Annotated in this window: 11 protein-coding genes; 6 read left to right on the top strand and 5 right to left on the bottom strand. The window is 72.8% G+C overall.

The annotated features are described in order from the left end of the window. Positions 1-112: 112 nt before the first annotated feature. Together AC6CH6_RS16985 and AC6CH6_RS16980 are read right to left on the bottom strand one after the other, a co-directional pair. On the bottom strand, positions 113-1162 hold the full coding sequence (locus tag AC6CH6_RS16985; RefSeq protein WP_498256016.1) for a LacI family DNA-binding transcriptional regulator: 1050 nt from the start codon (positions 1160-1162) through the stop codon (positions 113-115). Further along, the gene (locus tag AC6CH6_RS16980; RefSeq protein WP_498256015.1) at positions 1123-2850 is read right to left on the bottom strand and encodes a glycoside hydrolase family 13 protein; all 1728 of its coding nucleotides are present in this window, start codon (positions 2848-2850) and stop codon (positions 1123-1125) included. Before AC6CH6_RS16980 ends, AC6CH6_RS16985 begins: the two co-directional genes overlap by 40 nt. Before the next feature lie 237 nt (positions 2851-3087). Here AC6CH6_RS16980 and AC6CH6_RS16975 point away from each other — a divergent pair, with 237 nt between their 5' ends. The 4 genes from AC6CH6_RS16975 to AC6CH6_RS16960 all read left to right on the top strand — a co-directional run bounded on the left by AC6CH6_RS16975 (position 3088) and on the right by AC6CH6_RS16960 (position 8093). Beyond that, positions 3088-4320: a sugar ABC transporter substrate-binding protein gene (locus AC6CH6_RS16975; protein WP_368795382.1), complete on the top strand. Its 1233-nt coding sequence runs from the start codon at positions 3088-3090 to the stop codon at positions 4318-4320. After that, the gene (locus AC6CH6_RS16970) at positions 4317-5948 is read left to right on the top strand and encodes an ABC transporter permease subunit (protein WP_498256014.1); all 1632 of its coding nucleotides are present in this window, start codon (positions 4317-4319) and stop codon (positions 5946-5948) included. The genes AC6CH6_RS16975 and AC6CH6_RS16970 overlap by 4 nt, the downstream gene beginning before the upstream one ends. 1 nt (position 5949) lies before the next feature. Then, on the top strand, positions 5950-6972 hold the full coding sequence (locus AC6CH6_RS16965; protein ID WP_498256013.1) for a sugar ABC transporter permease: 1023 nt from the start codon (positions 5950-5952) through the stop codon (positions 6970-6972). 104 nt (positions 6973-7076) lie between these two features. Beyond that, positions 7077-8093, top strand: a complete 1017-nt coding sequence (locus AC6CH6_RS16960; RefSeq protein ID WP_368795379.1) for a magnesium and cobalt transport protein CorA — start codon at positions 7077-7079, stop codon at positions 8091-8093. A gap of 55 nt (positions 8094-8148) precedes the next feature. On the opposite strand, the gene AC6CH6_RS16955 is transcribed toward AC6CH6_RS16960, so the two are convergent. Further along, the gene (locus tag AC6CH6_RS16955; protein ID WP_207307577.1) at positions 8149-8958 is read right to left on the bottom strand and encodes an ABC transporter permease; all 810 of its coding nucleotides are present in this window, start codon (positions 8956-8958) and stop codon (positions 8149-8151) included. Beyond that, positions 8955-10004 carry an ABC transporter ATP-binding protein gene (locus AC6CH6_RS16950; RefSeq protein WP_498256012.1) on the bottom strand — a complete coding sequence of 350 codons (1050 nt, stop codon included), beginning with the start codon at positions 10002-10004 and terminating at the stop codon, positions 8955-8957. Before AC6CH6_RS16950 ends, AC6CH6_RS16955 begins: the two co-directional genes overlap by 4 nt. Positions 10005-10066: 62 nt before the next feature. Here AC6CH6_RS16950 and AC6CH6_RS16945 point away from each other — a divergent pair, with 62 nt between their 5' ends. Together AC6CH6_RS16945 and AC6CH6_RS16940 are read left to right on the top strand one after the other, a co-directional pair. Further along, on the top strand, positions 10067-11083 hold the full coding sequence (locus AC6CH6_RS16945) for a helix-turn-helix transcriptional regulator (protein ID WP_498256011.1): 1017 nt from the start codon (positions 10067-10069) through the stop codon (positions 11081-11083). A 10-nt stretch (positions 11084-11093) separates the two neighbouring features. Beyond that, positions 11094-12407: an MFS transporter gene (locus AC6CH6_RS16940; RefSeq protein ID WP_498256010.1), complete on the top strand. Its 1314-nt coding sequence runs from the start codon at positions 11094-11096 to the stop codon at positions 12405-12407. Between the two features lie 146 nt (positions 12408-12553). On the opposite strand, the gene AC6CH6_RS16935 is transcribed toward AC6CH6_RS16940, so the two are convergent. Further along, positions 12554-13996 carry a YfcC family protein gene (locus tag AC6CH6_RS16935; RefSeq protein WP_498256009.1) on the bottom strand — a complete coding sequence of 481 codons (1443 nt, stop codon included), beginning with the start codon at positions 13994-13996 and terminating at the stop codon, positions 12554-12556. Between the last annotated feature and the right edge of the window lie 20 nt (positions 13997-14016).

Below are 14016 nucleotides of genomic sequence, written 5' to 3'. Positions count from 1 at the left end.
TGCACTCTCCTGGGGTCTCGAGGTGTGAGGGGCGTGAGGGGTTCCGGTGGGTCGGGTGCAGCGGCCAGCGCCGGGCCGGGGAACGGGCGGCCGTGACGGCCGCCGGAGCAGCTCAGGCCGGGACCGGGCCGGTGGAGGAGCGGACGACGAAGTGGGCCGGGAAGAGCTCGTTCGACGGCTCGCCGGAGCCTCCGGCCAGGTGCTCGAGGAGCCGCTCCACAGCGCGGGTGCCCTGCTGCCGGGCGTGCTGGTCCAGGGTCGTCAGGCCGAAGGCCTCCCCGATGGGATGGGCGTCGACGCCGATGACGGACAGGTCCCCGGGCACGGTGAGGCCGAGGTCCCGCGCCGCCAGGATCGTCCCGGCCGCCATCTCGTCGGACGAGGCGAAGATGGCGGTCGGGCGGTCGGCGGGGTCAGCCAGGAGGTTCTTGGCCTGCTGGTACGCGTCGGTGAACGTGTAGTCCGCGACGAGCGACCACGAGGGTTCCACGGCCAGCCCGGCGTCCGCCATCGCCTGCTCCCAGCCGTCCCGGCGGTCGCTGGACATGGGGAAGTAGCGCCTGCCCTCCTCGGCCCCGCCGAGGTGCGCGATCCGCCGGTGGCCCAGCCCGATGAGGTGCTGCGTCGCGCGGCGCCCGACGTCGAGGTCGTCGATGCTGATGGTGGGCGCCCCCACCAGGGGGCCCCCGACCCCGACGAGGGGGATGCCGGCGGAGAACAGCTGCTCGGTCTCCGCCGGGTCCAGGTGCAGGGACACCGCCACGGCCGCGTCCAGCCGCTTGCGCAGCAGGAAGTCGGTCAGAACGGTCTCCCGATAGCGGTCCCCCTCGAAGTTGTAGAGGGTCAGGTCGTACCCGGCCTCCATGAGCGCGCCGGCCACTCCTTCGAGGACGGTGGAGAAGTACCACCGGTCGACGTGGGGGAGGACCACCCCGATGTTGCGGCTCCGGCCGCTCGCCAGGCTCGAGGCGTGGTAGGACACGACGAAGCCCAGCTCCTGCGCCGCCTCGCGGACCCGGGCCCGGGCGCGGGGCGAGACGTGCCCCTTGCCGCTGAGCGCGCGGGAGACGGTCGCGGTGGACACGCCCGCCCGCGCGGCGACGTCCTGGAGCCGGGGTGGGTTCATCGTCCGGTCGTCCCGGGGTCCTCCGTCTGCAGCCATGCGCACTCCTCCGGGTCCAGGATATGCGGCGCGGAGGCCGGGGACCCGCTGCGGAGCAGGACCGGCAGGTCCGGCAGCTCGACCGGGGCGGAGCCCGTGTTCAGCAGCACCAGGACGCCGTTGTTGACGAGCCCGAGACAGCCCGGGCCCGTGAGGTCCTCCGCCCACGCGAGCGAGCCCGAGCCGAGCCCGTGCTCGCGCCGCAGCGCCAGCGCGGAGCGGTAGAGGGACAGCGTGGACCCCGGGTTGTGGCGCTGCGCCTCGCGCGAGAGCTCCGCCCAGTCCGAGGGCTGCGGGAGCCAGGCCTCGCCCGTGGCGCTGTAGCCCAGGGACGCCCCGGTGCTGGTCCAGGGCAGCGGCACCCGGCAGCCGTCACGGCCGAGCCGGCTCCCGCCGGTCCGGTGGTAGGTCGGGTCCTGGCGGACGTCGTGGGGGAGGGTCGTGTGGTCCGGCAGGCCCAGCTCCTCCCCCTGGTACAGGTACACGCCGCCCGGCAGGCCGAGCATGAGCAGGGACGCGGCACGTGCCCGCCGCGTGCCCAGCACGTGGTCCGGCTGCTCGTCCTCGGGCCCGCGGCCGTCGCCCGGGCGCGGGGAGTCCGCGGTCAGCGCCAGGCGGGTCGGGTGCCGCACGACGTCGTGGTTGGACAGCACCCAGGTGGTGGGGGCCCCGACCGCGTCGAACGCCTCGAGGGAGGAGGTGATGATCCGGCGCAGCTCCGCGGCGTCCCACGGCGCCGCCAGGTAGGAGAAGTTGAACGTCTGGTGCATCTGGTCGGGGCGCACCCAGTCGGCCAGGCGGTCCAGCGGGTCCACGCTCGCCTCGGCGCAGAGGATCCGCTCGCCGTCGTACTCCGCGAGCACCTCGCGCCAGCGCCGGTAGATGTCGTGGATCTGCGGCTGCCCGAACATCGGGGCGTCGGTGAACGGGTAGCCCGGGATGCTCCCCCCGTCGGCCCGCCCGTCCCAGTCCGGGAGGCCCTCCGCCTTGATGAGCGCGTGCGCCACGTCCACCCGGAAGCCGGCGACACCGCGGTCGAGCCAGAAGCGCAGCACCCGCTCGAACTCCTGGCGGACCAGCTCGTTGTCCCAGTTGAAGTCGGGCTGCGACGAGTCGAACAGGTGCAGGTACCACTGGCCGGGCTGCCCGTCGGACTCGGTCACCCGGGTCCAGGCCGGGCCCCCGAAGTGGGACTGCCAGTTGTTGGGGGGCAGCTGCCCGGACGCGCCGCGGCCGTCCCGGAAGACGAACAGATCGCGCTCCGGGGCGCCGGGACCCGCCGCGAGGGCCTGCCGGAACAGGAGGTGCTCCTGCGAGCAGTGGTTGGGCACGAGGTCGATGATCACCCTGACGGACAGGGCGTCCGCGGCCGAGACCAGCGCGTCGAAGTCCGCGAGGGTGCCGAAGGCGGGGTCGACGTCGCAGTAGTCGCTCACGTCGTAGCCGCCGTCGAGCTGCGGGGAGGGATAGAAGGGGGAGAGCCAGATCGCGTCGATGTCCAGCTCCGCCAGCTGTCCCAGCTCGGCGGTGATGCCGGCGAGGTCGCCGACACCGTCCCCGTCGAGGTCCCGGAACGAGCGGGGATACACCTGGTAGATCACCGAGGAACGCCACCACTTCGGCTCCTGGTCGCGGTCGTGGACGGGTGTGAGGCGCAGGGACTGCAGCGCACCGTAGGTCGTGGACATGCGGTCCATCGTAGGGCGGATCACCCCGGACTGGAAGCGCTATCACACTGAACACCTTGACAAGGTTGTTGCCGCATCGGGTGTGGACAGGCTTAGTGGTAGCGCTTACAGTAGTGAGCCAGCTCACCTCCTGGGGTGAAGCCCCCCGGCAGCAGCAGCCCGACCGACCCGCACCACCCCCGCAGACCGACGGTCGTCGCGACCGCGCGACCACGGAAGACATCGAGGAACCCCACCATGAAACACATCCACCGGGCGGCCTGCGCCGTCGGTGCCGTGCTCCTGCTCGCCGGGTGCTCGTCGGCGCCCACGGCCGGGGTCGCCGGCCTGGCCGGCGGACCGGGCAGCATCAAGATCCAGGCCGGCACCGGCGAGATCCCGGTGCTGCAGGAGGTCGCCGAGGACTTCACCGCCGACACCGGGGTGGAGGTGGAGTTCGTCCAGCGCGAGGTCAACGCGCAGACGCTCTCCAACTTCATCTCGCAGTCCCCCACGGGGCAGGCCCCGGACATCCTCGTCTCGCCGCACGACAACCTCGGCCAGCTCGCCGCCAACGGCGTCGTCGCCCCCGTGGAGATGGGGGAGCGGGCGGCGGACTTCACCGAGAACGCCCGGGAGGCCGTGGTCTACAACGGCGTGAGCTACGGCGTGCCGTTCGCGATCGAGAACGTGGCCCTGCTGCGCAACAACGAGCTCACCACCGAGGACCCGGCGACCTTCGACGAGCTGCGGGCCGAGGGGCGCCGGATCATGGACGAACGCGACATCGAGTACCCGTTCACGGTCAGCCAGTCCCCGGAGACCGGCGACCCGTACCACCTGTACGCCCTGCAGACCTCGTTCGGAGCGGAGGTGTTCGAGCGCACCGAGGAGGGCGAGTACACGAGCGACCTCACCATGGGCGGCGAGGAGGGGCACCGGTTCGCCCGCTACCTGCAGGAGCTCGGAGCCTCCGGGGACCTGCGCACCTCCATGACCCCGGACATCGCCAAGGAGTCCTTCCTCAACGGCCAGTCCGCCTTCCACCTGGGCGGGCCGTGGGAGCTGGAGGACATCGAGGCCGCCGGCATGGACGTGAGCGTCCTGCCCGTGCCGCCGGCCGGGAACGAGGAGGCCCGCCCGTTCGTGGGCGTCCAGGCGTTCTTCGTCAACGCCAACGCACAGAACCCGATGGCGGCCCAGGACTTCGCCGCCAACTACCTGACCCGCCCCGAGACCCAGTCCGCCCTGTACGAGAGCACGGGCCGACCGCCGGCCAGCACGGTGGCGGTGGACCGCATGCAGGGTGACCCGCTGCGCTCCGCCTACGCGCAGATCGCCGAGACGGGCCTGCCCATGCCGGCCATCCCCGAGATGGGAGCGGTGTGGAGCTTCTGGGGCACCACGGAGAACGCCGTCGTGGACGGCCGCGGGGACCCCGTGGAGCTGTGGGACCGCATGATCGACAACATCGAAGGACAGATCTCATGAGCACGAGCACCACCGCACCGGGTGGGACCGCCGCCCCCGTGCAGACGCCAGGCGGCAACGGACTCGGCGAGCCCCTCGACCTCCGCCGGTCGCACTCCCGGGGATTCGGCCTGGGCTTCGTGGTCAAGCTGATCCTGATGGCCCTCATCAACGCCTTCGGCCTCTACGGCATCCTGGCGTCCTGGGCGGCGGGCAGCTGGGGCATCCTGGTGTTCCTCGTGGCGGCCCTCGTCGTCGCCGACCTCGTCTACTTCCTGCCCACCCGGAGGATCCTGCCCGCCAAGTACCTCTTCCCCGGCCTCATCTTCCTCCTCGTCTTCCAGATCTTCGTGCTGATCTACACGGCCGCCACGGCGTTCACGAACTACGGCGACGGCCACAACGCGTCCAAGGACGCGGCCATCACCCAGCTCACCACCACCTACGAGCAGCGGATCGAGGGCACCGACGCGTACCCCGTCACGGTGCTCGAGGGCGAGGACGGACTGGCCCTGGCCACGGTGCGCGACGGCCAGGTGCTCGTGGGAGCGGCGGACCAGCCGCTGGCCCCGCTGGACGGCGCGACCGCCGCCGACGGCCGGGTGGCCGAGGCGCCCGGCTACGAGGTCCTCGACTACGGGGGCGTCGTGGCGGCCGCCGGCGAGCTGGCGGACCTGCGAGTGCCCGTGGGCGAGCAGGAGGCCGAGGGCGTGCTGCGCACCGACGACGGCCGCACCGCCTACGCCTACGAGCCCACGCTCGTGCACGACGAGGCGGCCGACGCCATGGTCGCCGACGACGGCACCGTGTACGCGAACAACGGCGAGGGCGCGTTCGTGGGTCCCGACGGCGAGGCCCTGCGACCGGGCTGGAGGGTCTTCGTGGGCCTGGACAACTTCGGGGCGATCTTCGACCCGGAGGTCCTCGGCGGCCCGTTCGTCTCCGTGACCCTGTGGACCTTCGCCTTCGCGATCCTCTCGGTGGTGCTGACGTTCTTCCTCGGCCTGCTGCTGGCCATCCTGTTCAACGACGAGAAGCTGAGGTTCCGGAACGTCTACCGCGCCATCATCTTCCTGCCGTACGCGTTCCCGGCCTTCCTGTCCATCCTCATCTGGGCGGGCCTGCTCAACACGGACTTCGGCTTCGTCAACGAGGTCCTGCTGGGCGGCACGGCGGTCCCCTGGCTCGACAACGCCTGGATGGCCAAGCTCTCCGTGGTGCTGGTGAACCTCTGGCTCGGCTTCCCGTACATGTTCCTCGTGACCACCGGCGCCCTCCAGTCCATCCCGGGAGAGCTCTACGAGTCGGCCGAGATGGACGGCGCGGGGCCGGTGCGCCAGTTCCGGGCGATCACCCTGCCGATGCTGCTGGTCGCGGTGGGGCCGATGCTCATCGCGTCCTTCGCGATGAACTTCAACAACTTCAACGTGATCTACCTGCTCACCGGCGGGGGCCCCCAGGACCTGGAGTCCACCACCGGGGTGGGTGCCACGGACATCCTCATCTCGTTCGTCTACAAGATCGCGTTCGCCGGCGGGAACAACGACTACGGTCTGGCCTCCGCCCTGTCCATCCTCATCTTCATCATGGTGGCCGTCATCTCCGCGCTGACGTTCCGCCGCAGCAAGGCTCTCGAGGAGATCAGCTGACATGTCCACTCCCACCGCACCCACTCCGGGCGACCGCCCCGGCTCCGACGGCACGGACCGCGCTCCCTGGGCCGCCGCCGCGGCCGCGCCGTCCGCCGGAACCTCGAACACCCTCCAGCCGACGGACACGCTGCGGCCCCCCGGCGCCGCGCCGGGGGCTCCCCGGCCCCGCAGGCGCCGCCGCTCCGCCCGCGGCGGGTGGAAGCACCTCGCCGCGCTCGCGGCGTGCGCCTTCGCCCTCTTCCCGCTGGTCTACGCCCTCTCGGCGTCCCTCTCGGCCTCCGGGTCCCTCCTGGGGTCCAACCAGCTGTTCTCGGACGTGACGGGCGCCAACTACACGAACCTGCTCAACGACCCGCAGAACCCGTACCTCACCTGGTTCGGGAACTCGCTGTTCGTCTCGGTCACCACGGCCGTGGGCACCGTGCTCATGGGCGCGGCCGCCGCCTACGCCTTCTCGCGGTTCCGCTTCCGCTCCCGCAAGGGCGGGCTGCTGGCCCTGCTCGTGATCCAGATGTTCCCGCAGCTGCTGGCCTTCGTGGCGATCTTCCTGCTGCTCTTCGCGATCTCCGAGGTCTACCCGTTCATGGGGCTGAACTCCCGGCTCGGACTGGTGGCCGTGTACCTGGGCGGGGCGCTGGGGGCCAACACGTTCCTGATGTACGGCTTCTTCAACACCATCCCCAAGGACCTCGACGAGGCCGCGAGCATCGACGGCGCCTCGCACGCCCAGATCTACTGGACGATGATCCTGCCGCTGGTCACCCCGATCCTCGTGGTGGTCGGGATGCTGTCCTTCATCACGTCCTTCTCGGACTTCCTGCTGGCCCAGATCGTGCTCCAGGACCCGGGCCAGTACACGCTGGCCGTGGGGCTCTACCAGTTCGTCGCCGTGCAGTTCGGGGAGAACTGGGGCGTGTTCACCGCCGGGGCGATCCTGGCGGCCATCCCGGTCGTCGCGATGTTCCTGTTCCTCCAGCGCTTCATCGTCTCCGGGCTCACCGGCGGCGCCGTGAAGGGCTGACCGCCCGCCCGGCACCTGCGCCGGACCCACCGGTCCGGCGCGGGGGACGGGTCCTGTCATGATGGGGCGGGACGGGCGACGGGCAGAACGGGAGGTGGCACGCGGTGACGCTGGTGGACAACGTGGTGTACGTGGAGGGCCGGCGCACGTCGACCCCGGAGGACCTCGACGAGACCTACGCGGCGCTGCGCGGGCGCGGCGGGATGGCCTGGATCGGTCTCTACCGCCCCGAGCCGGCCGAGGTGCAGTCCGTGGCCGCGGAGTTCCGGCTGCACGACCTCGCGGTGGAGGACGCCCTGAAGGGCCACCAGCGCGCCAAGCTGGAGCGCTTCGGGGACACCCTCTTCGTGGTGCTGCGCCCGGCCCGCTACCTGGACGACGTGGAGAAGGTCGAGTTCGGGGAGCTGCACGTGTTCGTGGGCCGCGACTTCGTGGTCACGGTCCGCCACGCCGAGTCCCCCGACCTGGCCGCGGTCCGGCGCCGGCTGGAGGCCGCGCCGGAGCTGCTGGGCACGGGCCCGCAGGCGGTGCTGTACGGGATCCTCGACGAGGTGGTCGACGGCTACGCCCCCGTGGTCGCGGGGCTCGAGAACGACATCGACGAGATCGAGGACGAGATCTTCGGCGCGGACCGGGACGTCTCCCGCCGCGTCTACGAGCTCTCCCGGGAGGTCATCGAGTTCCAGCGCGCCGTCCACCCGCTGGTGGCCATGCTGGAGGCCCTGCAGCACGGGGCGGAGAAGTACGGGCTCGACCTCGAGCTGCAGCAGCGGCTGCGGGACGTGCAGGACCACGCCATCCGGGTGGCCGAGCGCGCGGACGCGTTCCGGGTGCTCCTGCAGAACGCCCTCACGGTGCACGCGACCCTGGTGGGGCAGCGGCAGAACGACGAGATGCAGCGGCTCACCGAGTCGGCCCTGGCGCAGAGCGAGGAGGTCAAGCGGATCTCCTCCTGGGCCGCGATCCTCTTCGCCCCGACCCTGGTGGGCACGGTGTACGGGATGAACTTCGAGCACATGCCCGAGCTCGCGTGGCCGCTGGGCTACCCGCTCGCGCTGCTGGCCATGCTGGGCATGGGGGTGGCCCTCTACGGGGTGTTCAAGTGGAAGCGGTGGCTCTGAGCGGCACCGGGAGACCTCCGCGGCGACCCTCCCTGCGACCTTCCCGGTGGGCCGCTCAGATGCTGTTGCGCATCGCCCGGATCCCCACGGTCAGGCCCAGGGCGGCCAGCACGACCGCCGCGAGGGCGCCGGCGGCCACGGCCGGATCACCGAACTGGCCGTTGAACAGGGCCCGCTCGGCGTCGACCATGTAGGTGAGCGGGTTGAACCGCGAGAGCACCTGCATCCACCCCGGACCGGCCTCGAGCGGCAGGAGCATCCCGGAGAGCAGCATGAGCGGGAACAGCAGCCCCTGCTGCACGGTCCAAAACATCCAGTCCCGGTTCCGGGAGACGATGGCCAGGGCGTAGCTCAGCGCCCCGAGCCCCACCCCGAAGACCGCGAGGATCGCCAGGCCCACCACCATGCCGGGCAGGGACGGGCGGAAGCCGAAGAACGCGGCCACCCCGGAGAGCACCAGCGCCTGCAGGACCAGCGGCACCATCTCCTTGCACGCGCGCCCCACCATGAGCGCGGAGCGGGTCACCGGCGCCACGAGCATCCGCTCGTGCGCCCCGGACTGGATCTCGAACAGCAGGTTCGAGCCGGTCATCGCGGTGCCGAACAGCGCGATCATCACCACGATGCCCGGCACGAACCACTGGAACGCCTGGTCGAGGGGCCGCCCGGTCATCCCGCCCAGGAGCGGGCCGAAGAAGGCCAGGAACATCAGCGGCTGCATGAGCGAGAACACCAGGCTGAAGGGGTCCCGGACCACGGGCCGGAGCTCGCGGACGAAGACGCTGACGGAGTCGTGCAGGATCCCGGCCGGGCGGGCCCGGTCGGTGCCGCCGGGGGACTCGCGGGTGGTCGGAACGGCGGTCATCGGGGTGCTCCCACGCTCGTGGCCTCGGCGGCCGGGTCGGTCTCGGACGCGTCGGCCCGCTCCTCGCGCAGGCTCCGGCCGGTGAGCCGGAGGAAGACGTCGTCGAGGGTCGGGCGGGTCAGCTCGGCGGTCCGCACGGCGTGGCCGGCCCGGTCGAGCTCGCGCAGCAGGGCGGGCAGCACGCGCTCGCCGTGCTCGACCGCGACGACCACGCGGGTGCCCTCCCCGGCGGGGACCGCCTCCGGCTCGGCGCCGCCGGCCGCCGCCGCGGCGGCCGCGCGCCGGACGGCCGCCGCGGCGGCGGGCGGGTCGGCGTCCAGGGTGAGGGCGATCCGGTCGCCGGCCAGGTCCCTCTTGAGCCGGGACGCGGTGTCGTCGGCGATGATCCGTCCCCGGTCCACGACCATGACCCGCTCGGCGAACTGGTCGGCCTCGTCGAGGTAGTGGGTGGTGAGGAACAGCGTGGTCCCGTAGCGGCGGCGCAGCTCGAGGATGTGCTCCCACAGGTGCGCGCGGGACTGGGGGTCCAGGCCGGTCGTGGGCTCGTCGAGGAAGAGCAGCTGGGGGCCGGGGATCAGTCCCAGGGCGATGTCCACGCGGCGGCGCTGGCCGCCGGAGAGCTTCATCGTGGGCCGGCGGACGAGGTCGCCGAGGCCGAGGGCCTCCACGAGCTCGTCCGCGCGGCGCCGCGTCTCCGCCCGGCTCAGCCCGTACAGGGCGCCCTGGCTGAGCAGCTCGTCGCGGACCCGCTGGTACTGCCCGGCCCCGTTCTTCTGCCCGATGTAGCCGATGCGGGCGCGCACCTCGGCCGGCTGCCGGGCGACGTCGAACCCGCACACGGTGGCGGTGCCGCCGGTGGGCCGCAGCAGCGTGGTGAGCATGCGCAGCGAGGTCGACTTGCCCGCGCCGTTGGGCCCGAGGAACGCGGTCAGCGTGCCGGGCGCCACGTCCATGGTCAGGTCGGCCACCGCTTCGACGGTCCGGCCGCCGGGCCCGCGGAAGCTCTTGCTCAGCCCGCGGGCGCTGATGATGGGTGGGGTGCTCATGGGTCCACGGTAGAGCGCATTCAGGCCACCAGCTGTCCGCAGGGGGGCGTAGATTGCGGGTCATGTCCGATCCGACGTCGCGGGTGCTCCGGCTGCTGTCCCTGCTGCAGACCCACCGCTACTGGTCCGGGCCCGAGCTCGCCGAGCGGCTGACGGTCTCCGAGCGGACGCTGCGCCGGGACATCGACCGGCTGCGCGAGCTCGGCTACGAGGTCACGGCCCGCCCCGGCACGGCGGGCGGGTACCAGCTCGCCGGCGGCACCAGCATCCCGCCGCTGCTGCTCGACGACGACGAGGCCGTGGCCATCGCCGTGGGGCTGCGCACCGCCGCGGTGCACGGCGTCGGCGACGGCGAGCAGACGTCGCTGAGCGCCCTGGCCAAGGTCCAGCAGGTGCTGCCGCGGCACCTGCGCCGCCGGGTCGCCGCGCTGCAGGCGCACACCGTCCCGGTGGCCCGCACGGACGCGCACGTGGCCACCGAGGTCCTCGCCCAGCTCGCCCTCGCCTGCCGTGACCACGAGCGGGTGCGCTTCCGCTACGTGGACCGGCAGGGCCGGGAGAGCGCCCGGCTGGTCGAGCCGCACTCGCTGGTCCCGCGGGACCGGTGGTGGTACCTCGTGGCCTGGGACGCCGACCGCGCCGACTGGCGCACGTTCCGCATCGACCGGCTGCGGAAGCTGGCGGGCACCGCCGTGCGCGTCGCGCCGCGGGAGCTGCCCGCCGCGGACGCCGCCGAGTTCGTCCTGGCCGCCCACGGCGCGGCCGCCGCGCGGCACGAGCTGACGGTGCGGATGACCGTGGGCCTGGAGCGGGTCCGGGAGCACTTCGGGCCGTGGGCGGCCACGGCGGTGCAGGGTCCCGGGGACACCGTCGACTGGACCGTCACGGGCGGCTCGGTCCCGGAGCTGCTGATGGCGCTGCCCTGGATCCCGGCGGACGTGCCGTGGCGGCTGCTGTGCTCGGACGAGGTGGCCGAGGCCGTGCGCGGGTTCCGGGACCGCCTCGGCGACGCCCTGGACGGCCCGTCGCTCCCGGCCTCCAGCGGGCCGGGGGCGGAGGCGGGGGAACCCAGCCCTTAGAGTCGTGGACGTGACCGTCCAGACCACCGCCCTCGACCCCGCGCGGGTCCGGCGCGCCCGGATCGCGGTGTCCGCGTTCTTCCTCACCAACGGCGCCCTCTACGCCAACCTGCTGCCGCGCCTGCCGGAGGTCAAGGACGCGTTCGGGCTCTCCAACACCCTCTACGGCCTGCTGGTCGTGGCGTTCCCGCTCGGGGCGATCCTCGTGGGCGCCCTCCCCGCCCGGGCGATCCGCCGCTTCGGCTCCGGCCGGGTGGCAGCCTTGGGCACCGTCCTGCTCTCCGTGTGCCTCGCGGCCGCCGGGGCCGGGGCGGGCCTGGGCGCCGGCACGGGGCTGGGCGCGGCGGTGTTCCTCGCGGCGATGTTCCTGGGCGGCGCCCTGGACGCCCACGTGGACACCGCCCAGAACGCCCAGGGGATGGAGGTCCAGCGCGCCCGCGGCCGCTCGATCATCAACTCCCTGCACGCCCTGTGGAGCCTGGGCGCCGTGGTCGGCGGGCTCATGGGCACCGCGGCGCTCGCCCTCGGCGTGCCCCTGGGGTGGCACCTGCCGGCGAGCGGGCTCGTGTGGAGCGCGGTCGCCCTCGTGGCGCTGCGCGCCGCGCTGAGCCCGGCCGAGGGGCAGGAGCTGCGCACGGTCCGCTCGGACGACCCGCCGCCGGAGGACCCGCTGCCGGACGGCACGTCGAGGACGGACCCGGGCACCACCGGCTCCCGGCCGGACCCCGGCTCCGGGCCCGCCGGGACGGGGCGGCGGTCGGCGGGGCGCATCGTCGTCGTCAGCCTCCTGCCCGTGGCCGTGATCGCGATGGCCGGGGTGATGGTCGAGGACGCCGGGCAGAACTGGTCGGCCGTGTACCTGAACGCCGAGCTGGGCGCCCCGCTGGCCACCGCGGGGCTCGGACTCGTGGCGCTCATGGCGGCGCAGTTCGTGGGCCGGATGCTCGGCGACCCTATGACCGACCGCTGGGGCCGGGCAGCGGTGGTCCGCGCCGGTGCCGCCCTCAGCGCGGCCGGGATGCTGCTCGTGGTCCTCGCCCCGGCGCCGGGCCCGGCCGTCGCGGGTTTCGCGCTGGCCGGTTTCGGCTGCGCCACGCTCGTGCCCGCGGCCTTCCACGCCGCCGACGACATCCCCGGGCTGCGGACCGGGACGGGCCTGGCCCTGGTCAGCTGGCTGATGCGGATCAGCTTCCTCGGCCTGTCCCCGGCCGTCGGGGTGCTCTCCGACGCCGTGGGGCTGCGGGCGGCGCTGCTCGTGGTCCCGGTCTTCGCGCTCGTCGCGGCCCTGATGGCCGGCGTCCTCCGGGAGCGCCGGACCCCCTGACCTGGGCCCCACACCCCCGCACCCAGCGCGCTCCGAGCGCCGAGTCCCCCGTGTGGTCACAGTTCCCCCGGATCGGTCGGGGGGAACTGCGAGCACACGGGGGACTCGACGGGGTCGGCTGGTGGGGAGCAGGGCAGGGAAGTGTGTCAGCCGTTCCACTGGGTCAGCTGCGCGAAGACCAGGAACAGCGCGCTCAGCACCACCCAGATGCCGAACAGCGGGAGGAAGAACCGGACCCACTTCTCCCACCGCACGCCGCCGATCGCGAGGGCGGCCATGAAGTACCCGGAGGTGGGGTAGAGGATGTTGGACGGACCGTCGCCCAGCTGGTAGGCGAGCACGGACGTCTGGCGGGTGACGCCGACCAGGTCGGCCAGCGGCGCCATGATCGGCATGGTGACCACGGCCTGGCCGCTGCCCGAGGGGACCACGAAGTTGAACAGGGTCTGCACCGCGAACATGCCCAGTGCCGCGAGCGCGGCGGGCAGCGCGTCCACGGCGTTGCCGAGGGCGTGGACGACGGTGTCCAGGATGTTGCCGTCCTCCAGCACCACGGCGACGGAGCGGGCGACGCCCACGATGATCGCGCCCTCGAGCACGTCCCGCATGCCCTCGGTGAAGGCGGCGCAGACCTCGTTGACGGACAGGCCCGCCACGAGCCCGACGACGACCGACAGGACGATGAACATCCCGGCCATCTCGAGGAAGAACCAGCCCTGGGTGAGCACGCCCCACACCAGCACGCCGACGATCGGCGCGGCGGTGAGCAGCGCGGCGCCCTGCCGCCGGGTGAGGACGAGGCGCTCGCCGGAGTGCCCGTCGGCGTAGAGCCGGCGCTTCTCCGCCTCGGCCGGCTCGTCGTGCAGCAGGCCCCGCTCCGGGGAGCGGCTGATCCTCCGGGCGTAGCGCATGACGTACACGGAGCCGGTGACGACCAGGGCCAGGAGCACGAGGAGACGGAGACCGAGTCCGGAGAAGGGCTCCAGACCCGCGATCTGCTGGCCCAGCCCCGTGTTGATGGGGTTGAGGACGCCCGCCGTGAAGCCGGCGGTGGTGCCCACGAGGGCGACGGCGACGGCGGTCAGGGAGTCGTAGCCGAGGGCGATCATGACCGGCAGGATCACCGGGATGTAGACGAGGGCGAGCTCCTGGGTGCCGATCAGCGAGGCGATCACGGCGAAGGCGGTGATGAGCACGGGGATCAGCAGCGTCCGCCGGGACGCGAAGCGCCGGCTGGTGCGGTCGAGGGCTGCCTCGATGATGCCCGTGCGCCGGAGGACCATGAACGTCCCGCCGATGACGAACGTGAAGAACACGACCTCCGAGGCGTCGACGAGCCCCCGCGGGATCGCGGTGACGAAGTCGACGAGGGAGGTCGGCGAGGACTCGACGGCGCCGTAGCTGGACGGGTCGATCATCTCGCGGTCGTCCGGTCCGAGGACGCGTTCGTACCGGCTGGCCGGCACGAGGTAGGTGGCCAGGGCGGCGAGTCCGGACAGGACGAAGAGCACCACGTACACGTGGGGCATCCGGAACCGCGGGCGGTCGCCGGCCGGTCGCCGGTCGAGCGGGGTGGTTGTGGTGGCCATGGGAGTTCCTTCGGTGGCGC

It is taken from the genome of Kocuria sp. GQ42 (genome assembly GCF_059758435.1).
This window is presented reverse-complemented; position numbering and strand designations above follow the sequence as displayed.